The organism is Sporolituus thermophilus DSM 23256, from assembly GCF_900102435.1.
In the GTDB taxonomy this organism is placed as follows: domain Bacteria; phylum Bacillota; class Negativicutes; order Sporomusales; family Thermosinaceae; genus Thermosinus; species Thermosinus thermophilus.
On sequence record NZ_FNBU01000012.1, the window covers coordinates 17,846 to 38,100 of the forward strand.

Annotated in this window: 13 protein-coding genes and 5 tRNA genes; all 18 read right to left on the bottom strand. The window is 50.9% G+C overall.

All coding sequences use genetic code 11. The features are described from left to right. Positions 1-3,222, bottom strand: a complete 3,222-nt coding sequence (gene carB / locus BLQ99_RS08355; RefSeq protein WP_093689983.1) for a carbamoyl-phosphate synthase large subunit — start codon at positions 3,220-3,222, stop codon at positions 1-3. Further along, entirely contained in the window at positions 3,201-4,289 is a 1,089-nt protein-coding gene (gene carA, locus BLQ99_RS08360; RefSeq protein ID WP_093689985.1) for a glutamine-hydrolyzing carbamoyl-phosphate synthase small subunit, read from the bottom strand. The genes carB (BLQ99_RS08355) and carA (BLQ99_RS08360) overlap by 22 nt, the downstream gene beginning before the upstream one ends. Beyond that, on the bottom strand, positions 4,286-5,575 hold the full coding sequence (locus BLQ99_RS08365) for a dihydroorotase (protein ID WP_093689987.1): 1,290 nt from the start codon (positions 5,573-5,575) through the stop codon (positions 4,286-4,288). Before BLQ99_RS08365 ends, carA (BLQ99_RS08360) begins: the two co-directional genes overlap by 4 nt. Beyond that, positions 5,559-6,515 (bottom strand): aspartate carbamoyltransferase catalytic subunit, encoded by a 957-nt coding sequence (locus BLQ99_RS08370; RefSeq protein WP_093689989.1) that lies wholly within the window; start codon positions 6,513-6,515, stop codon positions 5,559-5,561. Before BLQ99_RS08370 ends, BLQ99_RS08365 begins: the two co-directional genes overlap by 17 nt. A gap of 491 nt (positions 6,516-7,006) precedes the next feature. Beyond that, positions 7,007-7,082: transfer RNA gene (locus BLQ99_RS08375), tRNA-Trp, on the bottom strand. Between the two features lies 1 nt (position 7,083). Beyond that, positions 7,084-7,158 (bottom strand) — tRNA-Gly (locus tag BLQ99_RS08380). Positions 7,159-7,160: 2 nt separating this feature from the next. After that, a tRNA-Asp gene (locus BLQ99_RS08385) sits at positions 7,161-7,236 on the bottom strand. A gap of 167 nt (positions 7,237-7,403) precedes the next feature. Further along, positions 7,404-7,976 (bottom strand): orotate phosphoribosyltransferase, encoded by a 573-nt coding sequence (gene pyrE, locus BLQ99_RS08390; RefSeq protein WP_093689991.1) that lies wholly within the window; start codon positions 7,974-7,976, stop codon positions 7,404-7,406. 20 nt (positions 7,977-7,996) lie between these two features. Next, positions 7,997-8,725 carry an orotidine-5'-phosphate decarboxylase gene (gene pyrF / locus BLQ99_RS08395; RefSeq protein WP_093689993.1) on the bottom strand — a complete coding sequence of 243 codons (729 nt, stop codon included), beginning with the start codon at positions 8,723-8,725 and terminating at the stop codon, positions 7,997-7,999. A 13-nt stretch (positions 8,726-8,738) separates the two neighbouring features. Then, positions 8,739-9,659: a dihydroorotate dehydrogenase gene (locus BLQ99_RS08400; protein ID WP_093689995.1), complete on the bottom strand. Its 921-nt coding sequence runs from the start codon at positions 9,657-9,659 to the stop codon at positions 8,739-8,741. Further along, positions 9,656-10,429 carry a dihydroorotate dehydrogenase electron transfer subunit gene (locus tag BLQ99_RS08405; protein WP_425440875.1) on the bottom strand — a complete coding sequence of 258 codons (774 nt, stop codon included), beginning with the start codon at positions 10,427-10,429 and terminating at the stop codon, positions 9,656-9,658. The genes BLQ99_RS08400 and BLQ99_RS08405 overlap by 4 nt, the downstream gene beginning before the upstream one ends. Before the next feature lie 455 nt (positions 10,430-10,884). Further along, complete coding sequence (gene carB / locus BLQ99_RS08410; protein ID WP_093689997.1) at positions 10,885-14,106, bottom strand: carbamoyl-phosphate synthase large subunit; 3,222 nt, start codon at positions 14,104-14,106, stop codon at positions 10,885-10,887. 11 nt (positions 14,107-14,117) lie between these two features. After that, positions 14,118-15,173: a glutamine-hydrolyzing carbamoyl-phosphate synthase small subunit gene (gene carA / locus BLQ99_RS08415; RefSeq protein WP_093689999.1), complete on the bottom strand. Its 1,056-nt coding sequence runs from the start codon at positions 15,171-15,173 to the stop codon at positions 14,118-14,120. Positions 15,174-15,510: 337 nt separating this feature from the next. Next, positions 15,511-16,818: an amidohydrolase gene (locus tag BLQ99_RS08420; protein WP_093690001.1), complete on the bottom strand. Its 1,308-nt coding sequence runs from the start codon at positions 16,816-16,818 to the stop codon at positions 15,511-15,513. Positions 16,819-16,865: 47 nt separating this feature from the next. Beyond that, complete coding sequence (gene dcuC, locus BLQ99_RS08425; RefSeq protein WP_093690003.1) at positions 16,866-18,119, bottom strand: C4-dicarboxylate transporter DcuC; 1,254 nt, start codon at positions 18,117-18,119, stop codon at positions 16,866-16,868. A 213-nt stretch (positions 18,120-18,332) separates the two neighbouring features. Next, positions 18,333-18,418 (bottom strand) — tRNA-Leu (locus BLQ99_RS08430). A gap of 23 nt (positions 18,419-18,441) precedes the next feature. Then, positions 18,442-18,528, bottom strand: a tRNA-Leu gene (locus BLQ99_RS08435). A gap of 84 nt (positions 18,529-18,612) precedes the next feature. Beyond that, positions 18,613-20,250 (bottom strand): peptide ABC transporter substrate-binding protein, encoded by a 1,638-nt coding sequence (locus BLQ99_RS08440; protein ID WP_093690005.1) that lies wholly within the window; start codon positions 20,248-20,250, stop codon positions 18,613-18,615. Positions 20,251-20,255: the final 5 nt, after the last annotated feature.

A 20,255-nucleotide genomic window follows, 5' to 3' on the forward strand; every position in this document is an offset into this window, starting at 1 on the left:
TTAGACAAGAGCATCTCCATTGCTTACGTAATCTTGCATTGCCAGGACATACACCAAGCGGCGCTCTGACATGATCGACAGGGCGTTCATCACCTCACGGGCGGTGTCAATAGAGGTGAGGCAGGGTATAGCATATTCAACGGTAGCCCGGCGTATTTTAAAGCCGTCTCGCTCCGGCTCTTTTCCACGGGTTAACGTATTGATGACCATGTTAATTTGCCCCTGTTTGATCATGTCAATAATATTGGGATGATGTTCGCGCACTTTATGGACGGTTTCAACATCAAGGCCTAATGCCCTCAGGTGTTTCGCCGTACCGGCGGTGGCCACGAGTTTGTATCCCATTCCGGCAAAGCCCTCAGCAATTTCGCCCACTTCTTCCTTGTCTTTGTCAGCCACGGTAAACAAAACAGTTCCTTCCCGGGGTATGTGCAGTCCCGCCGCGGTAATAGCTTTATAAAGCGCACGGGGATAGTGATAATCAATACCCATGACCTCACCGGTCGATTTCATTTCCGGCCCTAAGGAAATATCGACTTGCTGCATTTTAGCAAAGGAAAAAACAGGAACTTTGACGGCTGTATAACCTTTCGGCGGCAACAACCCTGTTTGGTAGCCCAGCGATTTAAGCGATTGCCCCATTGCCACCTTTGTCGCCAGGTTTACCATAGGCACATTGGTAACTTTGCTTAAGAACGGGACGGTTCGACTTGAGCGGGGATTTACCTCGAGGACATAGAGCGTACCGCCGGCAATAACATACTGAGTATTTATCAGGCCGCGCACGTTCAGCCCGAGGGCCAAACGCTTAGTATAATCAACCACCGTATCAATCATTTCCTTGCTGAGAGATTTGGGAGGATAGACGGCTATGCTGTCGCCGGAATGAACGCCCGCCCGTTCAATATGTTCCATTATTCCCGGAATGAATACATCCTGTCCGTCAGCAATAGCGTCAACCTCAATCTCAATACCCTGCATATACCGATCTATCAGAACCGGGTGTTCAGGCGACGCCTTAACGGCATGAGTCATATATTCAACAAGCTCGGTTTCGTTGTCGACAATTTCCATAGCCCGTCCGCCCAGCACGTAGGATGGACGCACAACGACAGGATATCCTATCTCCCGGGCTTTAGCTATAGCTTGGTCGACGCTTGTTATACTCGCCCCCCGCGGGCGCGGAATATTCAATTTTTCCAGAAGCTGGTCAAACTTTTCCCGATCTTCCGCCCGATCGATATCCTCGACGCTTGTGCCCAAGATTTTCACGCCTGCTTTGGCAAGTGGTCCCGCCAGGTTTATCGCCGTTTGCCCGCCAAATTGAACAATTACCCCCTCGCACTTTTCTTTGTCAAGTACGTTTAAGACATCTTCGACCGTGAGCGGTTCAAAGTAGAGGCGGTCGGATGTGTCAAAGTCGGTACTGACCGTTTCCGGGTTATTGTTGATAATAACCGATTCAATTCCCATTTCCCGCAGAGCCCAGACAGAATGCACTGAACAGTAGTCAAACTCAATTCCCTGTCCGATTCTGATCGGTCCGGATCCGAGAACAAGCACTTTACGTTTTGCCGTTGTCGCGACTTCGTCTTCCTGGGCGTAGGTAGAATAATAATACGGCGTCACGGCTTCAAATTCAGCGGCGCAGGTATCGACCATTTTATAACACGGCTGAATCTGAAGGCGTAGCCGCATCTCGCGGATCTCTTCAGGCGATTTTTTCGTCAGGTGGCCCAAAGTCCTGTCAGAAAGCCCTATCTTTTTGGCCGCTGCTAGCAGCTGAGGCGACAAACCATCGCGCTGAATACGTTTTTCCATGGTGATAATGTTGCGAATTTTCTCCAGGAAGAAGCAGTCAATCCCGGTAATTTGATGAATTTCATCTACCGTAATGCCACGACGCAAGCTTTCGGCGATGACGAACAACCGCTCGTCATTGGCCAGGTTCAACTTGCCGCGAAGATCATCCGTGGTCAACGCAGCTATTTCCGGCACATGCAAACCATGCAAACCGATTTCCAAAGAGCGCACGGCCTTCAGCAATGCGCCTTCAAAGCTCCGGTCTATTGCCATGACTTCACCGGTGGCTTTCATTTGAGTACCAAGAATGCGATCGGCAAAGTTAAATTTATCGAAAGGCCAACGCGGAAACTTCACGACAACATAATCCAGGGCAGGCTCAAAGCAGGCCTTTGTTTGCTTGGTCACAGCATTGGTTATCTCGTCTAAGTGGTAGCCGATGGCAATTTTGCTTGCCACCTTGGCGATCGGATAACCGGTCGCTTTCGACGCAAGAGCGCTGGAACGGCTTACCCGAGGATTTACTTCGATTACATAATACTTGCTGCTGTTGGGATCAAGGGCAAACTGGACGTTGCACCCGCCCTCAATTCCCAGGGAACGGATAATTTTTAGCGCTGCGCTGCGCAGCATTTGGTATTCATAGTCATTCAACGTTTGGGATGGCGCGACAACAATGCTGTCGCCGGTGTGGATGCCGACCGGATCGAAGTTTTCCATATTGCAGACCGTTATGCAGTTGTCAGCGGCATCACGCATAACTTCGTACTCGATCTCTTTCCATCCGGCGACACTGCGCTCTAGTAGCACCTGACCGATCAGGCTGTACTTTAATCCCCGCGTGACGACATCAACGAGCTCAGCTTCATTGTAGACAATGCCCCCGCCTGTTCCGCCGAGAGTGTAGGCCGGCCGAACAATAAGCGGATACCCGATAGTTTCCGCAAAAGCCCGAGCGCTTGCCACGTCGGAAACAATAGTGCTTTCCGGGACAGGCTGGCCAATTTCCTCCATCGTTAATTTAAAAAGCTCCCGGTCTTCCGCTTTCTTAATCGCCGTGAGCGGAGTCCCCAACAATTCAACGCTGTATTTCGCCAAGACACCTCTTTTGGCAAGTTCTACGGCAAGGTTGAGCCCGACCTGGCCGCCCAGTGTCGCCAGAAGGCCGTCAGGGCGTTCCTTAGCGATTATTTCCTCCAGGCAGTCAGGCGTCAAAGGTTCGATATAAACACGGTCGGCAATATTGGCATCAGTCATTATGGTGGCCGGATTGCTGTTTACCAGGACAACCTTGATCCCTTCTTCCCTTATGGCCTGACAGGCTTGCGTGCCCGCGTAGTCAAATTCCGCCGCCTGACCGATGACAATTGGCCCGGATCCTATTACCATGACTTTTTTTAGATATGCCTTCTTCGGCATGTTATTTCCCCTCCTCGCAAGAGAGCACGAAACTCTCTGAACAGATAAGTGTTGTCATCCGGACCTGGCGCCGCTTCGGGATGATACTGTACCGAGAAGACCGGCAGCGTTTTATGTCTCAATCCTTCTACCGTTCCGTCATTTACCGCCCGGTGGGTAACGATAACATCCAGATCGGCCAGCGACTGTTCATCTACTGCATAACCGTGGTTCTGCGAGGTAATAGTTACTCTTCCGGTAAAGAGATCCTTGACAGGATGGTTAGACCCGCGATGGCCGAACTTAAGCTTGTAGGTATTGCCGCCCATGGCCAACGCGAGCAGTTGGTGGCCGAGGCAAATGCCAAAGATTGGTTTTTTCCCTATCAACTCTCTTATTGTTTTAATAGCGTAGGGAACATCCTTAGGGTCTCCCGGACCGTTTGAGAGAAAAACGCCATCGGGATCAAGACAGAGAATATCTTCTGCGCTGGTGTCCGCAGGAACGATCGTGAGATCGCAGCCAACCCCGGACAAGGAATTAAGAATATTTTTCTTTACCCCGTAATCGACGACAACCACACGCGGCCCGCTGTTTGGCATCCGGTATATCCGCTTGGTGGTCACTTCTCTTACCGTCTCCGTTTCGGTCGGAGTTTGCAAAAGGTGTTTAATTTCTTCTTCAGGAGCATTGGCCGGAACGATTATTCCCTTCATGGCGCCCTGCGAGCGGATTCTCCTCGTTACGGCCCTGGTGTCAACGTTATAGAGGCATGGTATATTCCGTGAGCGCAGATACTCACTTAGGCCGCCTTCAGCCTGCCAGTTGCTCGGGTGGGAGCAGAGCTCGCTAATGATAAGCCCGCGGACGTACGACTTTCTGGACTGGTCGAAAATAGCGGCGACTCCATAGTTGCCAATCAATGGATATGTCAGGGTTACGATTTGTCCGCAGTACGACGGATCGGTGAGAATTTCCTGGTATCCGGTCATCCCCGTATTAAAAACAACTTCGCCGACAGACTGACAAGGACTTAGCAATTGCCCGTAAAAAACGCTGCCGTCTGCTAAAATGAGTTTGCCTTTCACCTAATCACCTTTCCGTTCTTCATAACTATTTTACCCCCTACGATGGTTGCAACTGCCTTGCCCTTAAGCTTTTTGCCCTCAAACGGCGTGTGCTTGCCTTTGGTATAAAATTTGTTGCTGTCAACCACCCAATCAAGGTCGGGATCAAAGATCGTCAGATCAGCAGCCCCCCCAATCCTGATGACACCAGCATCAAGTCCCAGAATACGTGCCGGATTATAAGCCATTAATCTGACAATCTCCATAAGGCTTAGCTGCCCCGTATGATACAGCGCTGTCAAAATTACGCCCAGGGCCGTTTCCAGCCCGGCAAAACCACTGGGGGCGTAACGGTACTCCATGTCTTTTTCTTCATAGGCGTGAGGGGCATGGTCGGTAGCGATCGCGTCGATCGTGCCGTCTTTAACGGCCTCGACTAGTGCGAGGACATGGTCTTGGGACCTTAAGGGCGGATTGACTTTAGTAGCGGTATCAAATCCTATAACCGCCTCATCCGTAAGACTCAGGTGGTGGGGCGTTACCTCCGTTGTAACCTTCACCCCGCGTTTTTTCGCCTGACGGATAAGTTCAACAGCCCCTTTCGTGCTCACATGAGCGATATGAATGGGAGCGCCCACATATTCGGCAAGCAGGATATCCCTCGCAACAGCTATGTCTTCGGCAACAGCGGGGCGTCCCTTCATTCCCAGCATGGCGGAAACGGCGCCTTCGTGCATGTATCCGTCGGAGACCAGGCTTTCATCTTCGGCATGGGATATAATAGGTTTGCCAAACATTCCGGTGTACTCAAGGGCTGTTTTAAGCAACCTGGCGCTGTCCACATAACGACCGTCATCGGAAATGGCTACGGCGCCGGCTAAAATCATATCGCCAATTTCCGCGAGCTCTTTTCCTTCCTGTCCTTTGCTCAGGGCCCCGATGACTTTTAGGTTCACAATCCCCTCGGCTTGCGCCCGCTGGGTCAGTCCGGCAACCAAAATAGCATTATCAACAACTGGCTTGGTATTCGGCATGCAGGCTATGGTGGTAAAGCCCCCGGCCGCCGCCGCATTTGTACCGGAAACAATATCTTCCTTCGCCTCAAGACCGGGTTCGCGCAAGTGAGTGTGCATGTCAACAAAGCCGGGCGCAACCACCAATCCCGCGGCGTCAAAACACTCCGCGCCGTCAGCGGAAAGTGCCTCGCCAATCGCGGCTATTTTGCCTTCAGTAATCAATATGTCTTTAACAGCATCCATGCCATCCGCAGGGTTAATCACCCGACCGTTTTTAAGCAGAAGTTTCAAGGTTCTTCCCTCCTGTCAGCACTAAAAAGAGCAGCGCCATCCGTATTGCTAAACCGTTTTTTACCTGCTGCTGAATAACTGACTGGTCGCCATACGCCACATCCGGCGCAATCTCAAGCCCCCTGTTCATAGGGCCAGGGTGCATCAATAGCGCGTCAGGCTTCGCCAGCGACAACCTACTGGCATTAATGCCGAATATGCGGGCGTATTCCCGGGCGGTGGGAAAGAGGCCTTTTTGCTGGCGTTCGCGCTGAATACGCAGGACGTTGACTACGTCTGCGTTTTTTAAAGCGTCCTCAACCCTGGTGTGAACAGTTACGCCTAATTTGGCGATTTCCCTTGGCATCAGCGTTGCCGGGCCGGCAACATGCACCTCGGCCCCTAGCTTTAGAAGGCCGGCAATGTTTGAACGGGCTACGCGACTGTGCAGGATGTCCCCAATTATTGCAACTTTTAAGTCTTTTATTCTTCCCTTCTTTTCCCTGATTGTGAAAATATCCAGCAGCCCCTGAGTAGGATGGGCATGAGCTCCGTCCCCGGCGTTGATTATTATCGGTTTTACGACTTTGGCCGCGAAGTGTGCCGACCCTTCCGCTTCGTGGCGCATGACGATTACATCCACCCCCATAGCTTCCACCGTAAGCAGGGTGTCCCGCAGGCTTTCTCCTTTTACTACGCTGCTAGCGCCAACCGTTATATTCACAACGTCGGCGCCAAGATATTTTCCGGCCAATTCAAAAGAGGTCCTGGTCCTGGTACTAGGCTCAAAGAAAAGGTTGATGATCGACTTGCCACGCAGCGTAGGCAATTTCTTAATATCCCGGTCGATGATATTTTTCATCTCTTTGGCAGTTTCCAGAATAAGTTCCATCTCGTGGATCGTCATGCTCTCCATATCGAGAATGTCCTTATCCCGTAGCGAAACCTGGCTTTTTTTCACGATAAAATCCTCCTTAACATAAAACTCCTCGCTATCGGCAAGGAGTTAATGATAATCTGGCTTTGCCAGCACTACCCTTGCCGACCTCACAGGGCCGACTTAAAGGGACACTTGTATTTAATTTGTATAAAACCTTCATAACTTATGATGAACAAACAGGTATCTTCGGTAATAAAAAAGCCTTCTTGGCGTGTGAGGCGCACAAGAAGGCATACTTATCTCCCGTATTACTCGGTATACTCCTTGCCAGCCTCACAGGACCGGCTTAAAGGATCCCTATATATTTTAGCTATAGTTTATCAAGGCCCTCTAGCATTGTCAACTAAAAATTAATCGTCTTCTTGCTTTTTATATACCGCTTTTTGGTCTTTTTCCTTTTCCATCCCGCATATCTCGCCTTCTAAACTTTTACATGTCCGATCCTAGCGACCATTATCAAACAAATACAAAAAATGACGCAGGTAAAAAACCCGCGTCATTCCTGATTTTTCTGGCAGGGGCAGTAGGACTCGAACCCACAACCAACGGTTTTGGAGACCGCTACTCTACCAATTGAGCTATGCCCCTATGGAGCGGAAAACGGGATTCGAACCCGCGACCCTCGCCTTGGCAAGGCGATGCTCTACCACTGAGCTACTTCCGCATTGGCGACCCCGATGGGACTTGAACCCACGATCTCCGCCGTGACAGGGCGGCATGTTAACCACTACACCACGGGGCCGTTCCCGGTAAAGACTTGAAGCCCCTTACCGGAATTTTATAATAACATACCTTTACTTTTGCAGCAATCCACCTATAGCATCAGTATACAAAATTAGATCGCGCTAACGCTTTTTTTGTCGCAATATCTTCACATTTTACCTATCGCCACAATTTTATCAAACCAGGTTATTTCCGGCTTCCCGGTTTAATCAATGGTAATCCTTGCTTGCACAAAGGACAATCATGCGGGTCATAGTTATTCATACCGATAGTAAGCAGCGCCGTGTAAGGCACACTGATTTTGGCCGAACCATTGCTTCTGTCCACAATTGCCCCCACGCCGATTACCTGACCGCCCATGCTTTCCACCAGGTCGATAACCTCCTGGGATGACAGGCCGGTGGTAATGACGTCTTCCACTACTAACACCTTTTGTCCCGGCTTTATACTGAACATTCGCCGCAGAACTGTTTTACCGTCCTCTTTTTCCGCGAAAATTCCGGGGACACCCAATTGTCGCGCCACCTCGTAAGCTACAATTATACCTCCCAAGGCCGGACCGATCACCAGGTCAGGCTTAGCTTGCCGAAAACGTTCGGCAATAACAGCGCAAATTTTTTCCGCTAAGCGGGGTTCTTTCAGGAGAAGGGCGCATTGAATGTATGTATCGCCGTGAAGACCGGAACTGAACTTAAAATGCCCCTTGCGGAAAGCTTCAACCTCTTCAAGAATGGCCAAAACTTCGCTTTCAGTTAACATGTAATTCCTCCTCTTGTTTCTTAAAATTTCAAACCGCTTTCAGCCATTTCCCGTATCACTTGACAGGCTGCTTCAGCAATGTTCGGCGCCGCCGTAATAGGACGACCGATTACAAGATGAGTGGCTCCTGCTGCCAAAGCTGCCGACGGTGTAGCTATGCGGCTTTGATCGTCTTGGATAGCGCCAACCGGCCGAATACCCGGTGTAACAACCAGAAAATTGTCGCCACAGGCGCGACGGATAAGCGCCGCTTCCCGCGGCGAAGCCACGACACCATCCAAACCTGCCCTTTGCGCCAATTTGGCGAGATGAACGACTTGATCAGCCACAGGCGTTTTATGTCCCAAAGCCGTCCACTCACTTTCATTTATGCTAGTCAGCACCGTCACGCCGATTAATTTGGGCCTTGGAACACCGAGTTCCGCCGCTTTTTCCGCTACGGCCATAGCAGCCGCCCGCATCATGGCCGGTCCTCCACCAGTATGCAGCGTTAGCATGGAGGCGCCAAGCCGCGTTAGTATTCCTGCACCTTGCGCCACTGTATTCGGTATATCGTGTAGTTTTAAATCAAGGAATATTTCTTTCCCCATCCTCTTTAAATAGTTAATTACTGTAACACCGACACTATAGTACAGCTCCATCCCCACTTTATAAAAAACAACCCGTTCTCCCAGCGCCTCTACAATTTCACAGACCTTTTTCATATCGTTAACATCCAGAGCCACAATTAAACGTTTATCAGCCTGCATATATATCGCTCCTTTAGATACGGACTTGTCCTACCAACTGGCTTACATGACACAATCCGCGTTGTCTTAGGTAGTCGGCTATTCCTTCCGCAATTTGAGTGGCAGCATGAGGATTTATAAAATTGGCCGTGCCAACCGCTACCGCACTGGCTCCTGCCAGTAAAAATTCAACGGCATCTTCAGCAGTCATAATCCCTCCCATCCCAATAACCGGCACTTTAACGGCTTTAGCTACCTGCCAAACCATGCGCACCGCAATCGGTCTTACGGCCGGCCCGGACAGCCCGCCGACAATGTTTCCTAAGACAGGACGCCAGCTGTGTACATCAATAGCCATGCCCAGCAAAGTATTTATCAAAGAAATGGCATCCGCTCCGGCGCTTTCCACCGCCCGGGCCATAGCAACAATGTCGGTAACGTTCGGTGACAGCTTGGCAATAACCGGGACCGCAGCGTATTTTTTTACCTCGCCGACCACTGCGGCAGCGCTGTTAGGATCAGTGCCAAAAACCATCCCGCCTTGTTTCACATTAGGACAGGAAATATTTATTTCCAGACCGGCAATACCGGAATTGGCGAGCTGTCTGGCCAATTCGCCGTATTCCTCAATGGTACCGCCGGCAATATTGACAATTACCGGTACCTGATACTGTGACAGTTGGGGGAAAATTTCTTTTAAAAAGCGGTCTACACCGGGGTTTTCCAGCCCTATCGCATTTAGCATGCCGGCAGGAGTTTCAGCTATGCGTCGCCCCGTGTTGCCATCCCGCGGCTTAAGGGTCATCCCTTTTACAACTACCGCACCGATTTGATTTAAGTCCAGTAGGCCGGCATATTCCACGCCGAACCCAAAAGTGCCCGATGCCGCCATTACCGGAGTCTTCATTTTGATACCGGCAATGTCGACCGCCAATGCTGCATTATAACTATTCATGGCAGCACCTCCTCAGCCCAAAATACCGGGCCGTCACTGCAGATCTTCCGGCGTAACCCGTCCGTACCGGAACAAGTACAGGCCAAACAAGCGCCTATACCGCAGGCCATATGCTCTTCCAGCGAGACTTGACAAGAAATCTTGAATTTCTTAGTTATTTCAGCTACCCCAATCAACATTGGTCGCGGTCCGCAGGCGTAAATTCTATCGAACTGCCCGTCGGTTAAAAGCTTTGGCAGTAGGTCGGTCGTAACGCCACGCCGACCGACCGAGCCATCGTCGGTTGTAATTGCAACATTTTCGCATAGAGGCTGAAACAATGCCGGCCAAACCATTTCCGCGGCAGTTCGTCCGCCTGATATGACCTGTACCGGTCGGGGACAAAGGCGCCGCGCCAAGAACAACAGCGGCGCCAATCCCATGCCGCCTCCGACCAGCAGTGGTTTATGGCAATTTAGTTCAAACGCTTTGCCTAGCGGTCCCAAACAGTTAACCTGGTCACCATCTTTTACTTTTGCCAGTAATTCTGTACCTGCCCCTACAATCCGGTAAATAATACTGATTGTTCCTGCTTGGGGATCGGCATCGGCGATGCTAAAGGGGCGCCTGAGCAGGGGATGATAACTATCGGCAACGCGCATATGAATAAACTGTCCTGGCTCGGCACACTGAGCAATAACGGGAGCCCGCAGCGTGAGCATCTTAATGGTGCTAGCCAGCCAAAGGTGGCTGACAACACCTGCTTGTTCCATTTGCTTCGACACAAGCATTCCCTCCTCTTACATAATCTTGAATGGCTTACGTATGCGTCTTTTCCTCGCTTCAATCAATATCATTTTGGCACACGCAAATACACTATATCCAACTTTAAAGGAATGACATAATAAAACTCCTTGCCGGACGGACAAGGAGTTGACATGGCCAAGTAAAGTTATATTTTAGAGTAGCCAAAATCCTTGCCGGCCTCACAGGACCAACTTAAAGGAAATTATTAAATTTTTATTCAATTAGCTAGTTTTACTAAAAAATCTACCATTGTCAATAAAAAACCTTCTTGCCTGTGAAAACGCAAGAAGGCCTACCAACCCTTACAAAAATCCCCCTTACCAGCCTCACAGGACCAGTTTAAAAGGCCTAATTTATTTACTTAATGGTAACAATTTATTAATTAGCTGTCAAGCAAATATTTAGCCCTGGGCGGGGGGAAAATCAATCGTTGGATAAACTATACATAATCATCACCTTTCCCCACATAATCCTGCAGGGCAAGGACATAAACCAAACGCCGTTCACGCATACTTGCAAGAGCGAACAAAAATTCGCGGACCGTATCCATGGATGTTAGGCAGGGTATGCCGTATTCCACTGCTATCCGGCGTATTTTAAAACCATCCCACACCGCTTGCTGGCCGCGAAGCCGGGTATTGATGATCAAACTAATCGTGCCATCCTGGATCAGTTTCAAAATACGGGACTGACTGTCCAAACCGTCGCCAACCGTCTCGACGCGTAGCCCCTGCCCCCGAAAAAACTCGTCCGTACCAGGTGTTGCCAGCAGGCGATACCCTAGGGCCAGAAAGCCGGCCGCCACTTGCACCGCTGCTGCTTGATCCTGCTCGTCAATGGCAAACAGGACGGCGCCGCTTGGCGGTATGGCCAGACCGGCTGCCGTCATGGCTTTGTACAGCGCCCGGGCATAATGATAATCGATACCCATCACTTCGCCGGTCGACTTCATTTCCGGTCCAAGCGCAATATCAACCTGTTGCATTTTTGCAAACGAAAATACGGGGGCTTTTACCGCCCAAAACGGTTTTGGCGGTAGCAGACCTGTTGTATACCCCATCCCGGCAAGGGTTTCGCCCATGGCGATCCGCGTGGCGAGCCGGACCATAGGTATGCCGGTAACTTTGCTGAGAAACGGCACCGTCCGGCTGGAACGGGGGTTAGCTTCAAGAATATAGACCTGTCCGTCGGCGATAACAAATTGGATATTAATAAGTCCCCGCACATTAAGGGCCAGTGCCAGCCGCTGTGTATAATCGACAATTCGGGTAATTTCGCCCGGTCCGAGGGTGCGCGCGGGATAAACGGCGATGCTGTCGCCAGAATGAACACCCGCCCGTTCGATGTGTTCCATGATGCCCGGAATCAATACGTCTTGCCCGTCGGCAATGGCGTCTACTTCCACTTCCGTACCTTGAATGTACCGGTCAATAAGCACCGGGCGGTCCGTAGACGCTTGAACCGCTTTGGTTAAATACTCAACCAGTTCGTTTTCGTTGTAAACAATCTGCATGGCCCGGCCGCCCAGAACATAGGAGGGACGAACCACGACGGGATAGCCGAGAACAGCTGCTTTTTCTCTGGCCTCAGCCATATTCGTCACACTCACCCCGGCCGGCCGCGGAACACCAAGACGCTCAACAAGGGCGTCAAATTTTTTCCTGTCTTCGGCACAATCAATACTTTCCACACTGGTTCCCAAGATGGGCACCCCGGCCCGCGCTAAGGGGCCAGCCAGATTAATTGCTGTCTGCCCGCCAAACTGGACAATGATACCATCCGGCTGTTCTTTCTCCACGACGTGGAGTACGTCCTCCGGTGTCAATGGTTCAAAATACAGCCGGTCGGCAGTATCAAAGTCGGTACTGACCGTTTCCGGGTTGTTGTTGATAATAACCGTTTCAACGCCCATCTCCCGTAGCGCCCAGACAGAATGGACAGAGCAATAGTCAAACTCTATGCCCTGGCCAATGCGGATCGGGCCGGAACCAAGGACAGCCACTTTGCGGCGAGAACCGGGCGGTGCCTCGTCCTCCTGGGCATAGGTCGAATAAAAATAGGGTGTAACTGCTTCGAATTCAGCGGCACAGGTATCGACCATTTTATAACATGGAATAATGCCTTCTTCCTGGCGCAATTTCCGGATTGCGGAAGGGCATTTCTCTGTTATAGCGGCTATTGTCTGGTCGGCAAATCCCATCCGCTTGGCCGCCGCGAGCAGGCGCGGCGATAGTTTTTCCTGACGCAGCTTTTGTTCCATTAAGACTAAATTCATGATTTTGGCCAGAAAAAAACGGTCAATGGCCGTGATAGCATGAATTTCATCGATACTGACGCCACGCCTGAGCGCCTCGGCCACAAGGAATAGACGCTCGTCACTGGCGCTATGAAGTTTTTCGCGGATTTCCGTTGTGCTAAGACATGCAAATTTCGCAACGTTCAGACCATGCAAACCGATTTCGAGCGACCGGACAGCCTTCAGCAAGGCAGCCTCAAACGAGCGGTCAATGGCCATGACCTCGCCGGTTGCTTTCATCTGTGTCCCCAACAGTCGGTCAGCGTAAGAGAATTTATCAAAAGGCCAGCGGGGAAATTTCACGACAACATAATCAAGAGCCGGTTCAAAACAGGCCATTGTTTTCCCGGTTACAGCATTAGGAATTTCGTCAAGGCGATAACCGATCGCGATTTTGCTGGCGACCTTAGCAATGGGATAGCCCGTCGCTTTGGAGGCCAGCGCACTAGAACGGCTGACGCGTGGATTCACTTCAATCACGTAATAACGGCTGCTGTGGGGATCTAACGCAAACTGCACATTGCAGCCGCCTTCGATGCCCAAAGCCCGGATGATGGCAAGCGCTGCGCTTCGCAGCATCTGATATTCTTCATCTGACAGTGTCTGCGAGGGGGCAACGACAATGCTGTCCCCGGTATGAATGCCGACGGGATCAACATTTTCCATATTGCACACAACAATGCAATTATCGGCGCCATCACGCATCACTTCATATTCTATTTCCTTCCACCCTGCCAAACTTCGTTCTAACAATACCTGGCCAATTAAACTGTGTTTTAGGCCTCGGGCCACTACTTCGCTTAGCTCCGCATCATTGTGCACGATTCCACCGCCAGTTCCGCCCAGTGTATAGGCAGGCCGGACAATAAGAGGATAACCAATGTTTTTGGCAAAATGCAAAGCTTCGGCTAAAGTTTCGACAATGATACTTTCCGGCACCGGTTGGCCGATCTGTTGCATCGTAGCTCTGAACAACTCGCGGTCTTCGGCTTTCTTTATAGCGGCGAGAGGAGTACCCAGCAGTTTTACACCGTACCTTTCAAGAACACCCCGCTCGGCCGCCGTAACCGCCAGGTTGAGGCCGACCTGGCCGCCTAAAGTAGGCAGAAGCCCATCGGGGCGTTCTTTGGCAATTATCTCCTCAATGAAATCGGGGGTCAACGGCTCGATATATACACGGTCAGCAATATTGTCATCCGTCATGATGGTAGCCGGATTACTGTTGATGAGAACTACCTTTAGACCCTCTTCCTTCAACGCCCGGCAGGCCTGAGTGCCCGCATAATCGAATTCAGCGGCCTGACCAATAACAATCGGGCCAGACCCGATTACCATCACTTTCTGTAGCTCTGCTTTTTTCGGCACCGCTACACCTCCTATATCATCAACTGATAAAACTGCTGAAATAAATACATATTATCGTGTGGTCCTGGCGCTGCTTCAGGATGGTATTGTACAGAAAAAACGGGTAGTGTACGGTGTCTAATCCCTTCTACCGTCCCATCGTTGACAGCCCGGTGTGTAACGACCAAGTCAGTGCCGTGAAGCGACGCTTCTGCCACCGCATAACCGTGGTTCTGCGACGTAATGAAAACACGCCCTGCTATTAGATCTTTTACCGGGTGGTTAGCCCCGCGGTGTCCAAATTTCAGTTTATAAGTGTCCCCACCTAAAGCCAGCGCCAGAATTTGATGGCCGAGGCAAATACCAAAAATAGGCTTTTTCCCCACAAGTTTTTTTACTGTTGCTATGGCATAGGGCACCTCCTTGGGGTCGCCGGGCCCATTGGATAAAAATACCCCATCTGGCTCCATGGCTAATATCGTCTCGGCCGTTGTTGTGGCCGGCACGACGGTCAAGTCACAGCCGGTCCTGGCGAGAGACTCTAAAATATTTCGCTTTACCCCAAAGTCCATTACCACTACCCGCGGGCCTGTCCGGGGCAGCCGATAGACGATTGGCGTGGTAACTTTTTCAACCAAATGAACAACGTCCGCGTTGCTAAGCAGGGCGAGAACCTCCTCGTGTCCCATGTTGGCAGGCGCCAGTACCCCCATCATCACACCGCTGGCCCGAATCCGCCGGGTAAGCGCCCGGGTATCGACGCCATATAAACAAGGAATACGGTGCCGCTTTAAAAACTCCGCTAGCGAGCTCTCTGCCCGCCAGTTACTAGGCGTATAACATAGTTCTCCGATAACAAAACCACGGACATATGGTCGCCGTGACTGGTTAAAATAAGCGGCCACGCCGTAATTGCCGATTAGCGGATATGTCATGGTCACGATTTGGCCAGAGTACGACGGATCAGTCAACACTTCCTGATAGCCTGTCATGCCTGTATTAAAGACCACTTCACCAACGGTATGCATTGACTCCAGCATTGTTCCCCAAAAAACCGACCCGTCAGCAAGAATAAGTTTCCCTTCCATTGATCTACCTCCCGGCAGGCATAGTACCTGCAAACTGCTAATCTTGGGCCGAATAACCTCTCCTTTGTAACATAAAACTCCCTGCCAAAAAGACAAGGAGTTTCCCCCGTTTCCATGCAGGAGGACCAGAGCAGTTCCTTACAGCCGCGCAGAACCAATTGTAGCTTCTGAATAATTATTCATTATTATTTTATATATATACTAACAGACATACGCGCGCCTGTCAACATGGTAGAAAAAAAGCCTTATTGTACAGCTTAAATTGCACAATAAGGCAAAACCATCTGAAACAGGTTATGTATTTTTATGTTTTCGGTTTGGCAGCAAGTCCGGAATATTATTTGCCGGTGAGCAAGTCGGCGGCGACGCCGCTGATAAAGGCCGACGCCAGGACTAGGGCTTCTTCATTAAAATCAAATCGGAAATCATGATGCCCAGCCGCCAGCTCAGTACCAACCATTACATAGGCAGCTTTTCCACCGCGCTGCTGCACCCGCTCCATGAAATAGGTACAATCTTCGCTACCGCCAATATTGCCGGCAGCCACAATTTCTTTGAATAAACCCATCCGCTCGGCGGTTTGCCGAATGCGCGCCACCAATTCGGCATCGTTGCCGCACCCCGCAGCACCGCCCATCTCTTGTATTTGGACTTGACAACCGTGCATTTGGGCAGCAGCCTCGATAATACGTACCGCTTCGTTATACATATACTCGTTAATGGCACTGGTAGTCCCCCGCGTTTCCAGCTTAATAACAGCATTTGCGGGAATGACATTGCGCCCCGTACCACCCTGCATGACACCGACATTGATACGCGACGCGCCTTGACTGTGCCGCGAGATTGCGTGCAAATTAAGCAAAGCGGTGGCGGCCGCAAGCAGTGCATTCCGGCCTGTTTCCGGAGCCGCGCCGGCATGGGCCGGAACCCCGGTGAAACTGGCGTCCAATTTGGTTGTGGCCAAAAAGCCTTCCGTCTGGCAAGCTACCTGTCCTGTTTTGCGCAGGGTAACACCGAAATGCATGCCAAGCAAATAATCCACGTCATCGACAACGCCTTTGACAACCATCGCCTTGGCGCCCCGTACGCCTTCTTCCGCCGGCTGGAAAATGAGCTTCACCCGCCCGGCCAAATCTGCCCGCAAAGCGGCCAAGATTTCGGCAACGGCCAGGCCAACGGCAGTATGACCGTCATGCGCACAGGCATGCATGGCTCCCTTGTTAACAGACGCAAAGTTTTCACGATACGGACGATGGCTTTCATCTTCCGCTTCAACGGCATCATTGGCATCGATATCAAATCGCAAGGCAACGGTCGGCCCCGGTTTGCCAAAATCCATCACGCCCACTACACCGGTTTTGCCGCCAAGCATTTTTTCTACCCAAACCGGATTTGCCCCCTGCGCAAGGGCCCGTTGGCGATGACGCTCCAGCTCATTGGCCGGCGGCACGCCCATCATCGCCTCGGCCGCAACAACATCGTCCCCGATCAGCACCTCATATCCCAATTCGGTTAGAACATCGGCAACTATCGATGCGGTGCGAAATTCAGTCCAAGCCGTCTCGGCGTAGCGGTGAAAATCGCGGCGTCTGGCAATCGTTTTCGCTTCTAACGTCTTAGCCAATTCCACTATCCTTGCGTCCATGCCAACTCTCCTTTTTTATAGTAGTAATATAGGAAATAGATATAAGATTACAGAAGTAATAGCATCGTGACTAACGCGGCCAAAATCATACCTAAGGCGTTGCGCTTGGTCAGTTCAAGGGTATTCACCCCGGCCAGCTGAGCACACACGATAGCAGCACCGGCCACAGGTGACATGGAACGGCCAAGGGCGCCGCTAATAAATGCCTGGGAACCCATTTGCGTAATACCAAAGCCAAATTGTTGCGCATAAGGCGTAATGGCCCCGTTGAAGGCGAGTGTGGCCGCATCGCCGGAGCCGGACAATACCGCGATGATGAACGGTCCGAAAGTAGCAGCCGCCTTGGCGATATGGGCCGACTGCTTCATGGCAGCTATGAGCGCACCGGTAAGGCCGATAAGTTCCATTCCCTTGGTAAAGACGGCGGCGGCAACAATAATGCCGATAACATTGGCATAAGCTTCACCCATACCGGCAAAAAACTGCTTCGAAATTTCCTGGGGATTAGTGAAAGTAGCGACAAAGCCTAGTATGGCGCCAAAAATCATGGCCTGCGGCACCGTAACTTCGGGGATAAGGTGTACCTGTTTGCTGCCCAGTACCAAAAGTGCAAGTGGAACAAGGGGAACAAGCGCCTTAAGATAATTAACCTTAAATTCTTGCTTATCGTCCAGCAGGTTAGCGGCGCCCTGATACCCGCGGTCTTCTTTGCGGAAGAAGGCTACGGCCGTCAAAGCGATAGCGGCGACAATGGCGCCGGCAATAGCTGCCTGAGTATGACCGGCAATGACGGTCATTACGTCCACATTTGCCAGCTTGGCAATAAAAGGATTGTGCGCCGAACCAGGACTAAAGACGCTGCCCCAAGTACCGGCAAGTACGGCGCTGGCGGCAATAGCCGGGTGAATACCGGCACTTATTAAGGCAGGGATCAAAATAGCGCCGACTGCTGCCGCGCAGCCTGCCGCACTTGGCAGAGCAATGTTAATCGCAAAGGTAACCAATACCGTACCCGGAATAAGAATGGGGCGAAACTTGGTTAAGAACCCGGCCAGGAGATGTACTAAATGCATATCACATTTTGTCAGCTTCATCACAAAGGCAAAACCCATAACCGTGGCGATAACCGGAACAAGGCCGCTGTTGATCATCGCCGCACTGAAGGCATCAATGGCGGCAAGGGGTTTGCCGGACAAAAGCGCCATTAACAGACCGGAAATAAACAAGACTAACCGTGTCTCATACCGTTTGATAATTGCATAAAAAGTTAAGAGAACAATTAAACCTCCAACCCAAACCATAAATGCACCTCCTTTTGCTTTAAAAAATCAGGCCAACCGATCAACCAGGATTCCTCCCACTCCTTTCGCGCTAAGGTAAAGTTACCCAATAAAATTAATTCTGAAATTCCTCAAAAATTCCTGCATGGCCGGAAGTATTTTACAGCCGAGTTAATTCGCTAATCAACCAAAATACAAAAACCTACGAACACAATGTTCGTAGGTTTAAATAATTGGTGCGGTTGGTGAGATTTGAACTCACACGCCTTTTGGGCGCCACCCCCTCAAGATGGTGCGTCTGCCAGTTCCGCCACAACCGCATATTAGAAGAGATATTAAAATGTGGTGCGGTCGAGAGGACTTGAACCTCCATGGAGTTGCCCCCACTAGATCCTGAGTCTAGCGCGTCTGCCAATTCCGCCACGACCGCATCTTTACTCATATGCCGCCTCTCACGGCGACACAATTATATTACCATAACATCTCCGCTATCGTCAAGCGTTTTTCCCAAAAATTATTTAGCCACCAATGCCCATTCCCACGCATTCCATAGGTTGCCGGCCGGCGTCGGATTAGGCCGGTAGTTGACTACGCGGGATTTGACCGCATCAATGTTGGCCCGGAAATAGAGGGGAACGACAGGAACCTCCTGGACAATAAGTTCTTGGAGGCGAAAATAGATTTGCCTACGACTCCCAAGGTCGAGTGTACTCGCCCCCTGTTCGGTCAGAACATCCACTTCCGGATTGCGCCAACCGGGATAATTCTGTCCCTCATAACCGTTAGCTCGGCTAGGAATTTTTTTTGAATGCCATAAGCTTTGGTTATCAGGATCCAGACCGGCTACCCAGGCGTACATTGCCGTCTCAAACCGGCGGTTTTTCAGTACATCGCCAAAGAAGAGCGGTGCATCGACCAGGCGCAACTCCCCTTGTATGCCTACTTCTTTTAGTTGTTGAATAATAACTTGCCCAACCGTTTCCCGGATTTTATTGCCCCCGGTTGTAACGAGCGAGAAAGCCAACCGTTGCCCGTCTTTGGCAAACACGCCGTCCGGCCCCTGTTTCCAACCGGCCTGGGCCAGGAGCTCACGCGCTTTGTTCACATCCCTTGCCGGGGGCTTAAGCGCCGGATTATACGCCCAGGAAAGCGGCGGCTGGTCAGCTACCGCCGGACTGGCCACATTCTTCAGCACCGTAGTAATGATACTCTGCCGATCGATGGCCAGCGCGATAGCCTGACGGACCCGGACATCCTGAAACAATGGATTGTCCAGATTAAAATCCAAATGTTCCCAAATCATGTTTGGCGTAATAAAGGTCTGGACTCCGTCAATTGCTTTTACTTGTTCAAGTTGAGCAAAGCTAACATTACTTACAATATCAACTTCGCCGGCTTTTAGCTGGGTCAACAAAATATCGGGGTCGGGGATTATTTTATAAATAATACTGTCCAAATGGGGCTTGCCGTGATAGTACGCGGGATTGGCCTCCAAAATAATCGCTTCGGCCAACCGCCATTCCTTGAATTTAAAAGGTCCTGTGCCTACAGGCCGGCGGTTAAAGCCCGCTTTGTTATAATCTTCGACCCCCTCGAGAATATGTTTGGGAAGAACAGTGCGAAATAGGGTAAGATAGGGTGCATAAGGCTGCTTAAAACGAATCACCGCAGTATAAGGGTCGGGAGTCTCTATCGCCTTAATCCGGTCATAACCGTCACGGGAAATAACATTTACTTTACGGTTCATGATATATTGCCAGGTAAACTGGATGTCGGCGGCGGTAAACGGCTGACCATCATGCCAGGTAACCCCCTGCCGTAGTTTATATATTACGGTCAAGCCGTCAGGACTGACACCACCATTTTGAACGGTAGGCACTTCTACCGCCAGATCAGGTACCCATTCTCCTTTGTCATTAACAGTAATTAGACCACTGAAAATAAGACTGCCCACTTCGGCTGTCGCTAAAAGGTCGGATAGCAGCGGGTTCAGCGTGTTTGGCTCACGCAAACTGCCATAAACAAGCTGACCGCCTGGCTGCAGCTGCCGTGTACCCTGTCCCTCGGAATTAAGTTTTGTTCCTCCGCAACCAACGGCAAGCACTAGTATTAGCGACAGAGCGGTGGCAAGCCATATCTTGCCCCAACGCAAGACAG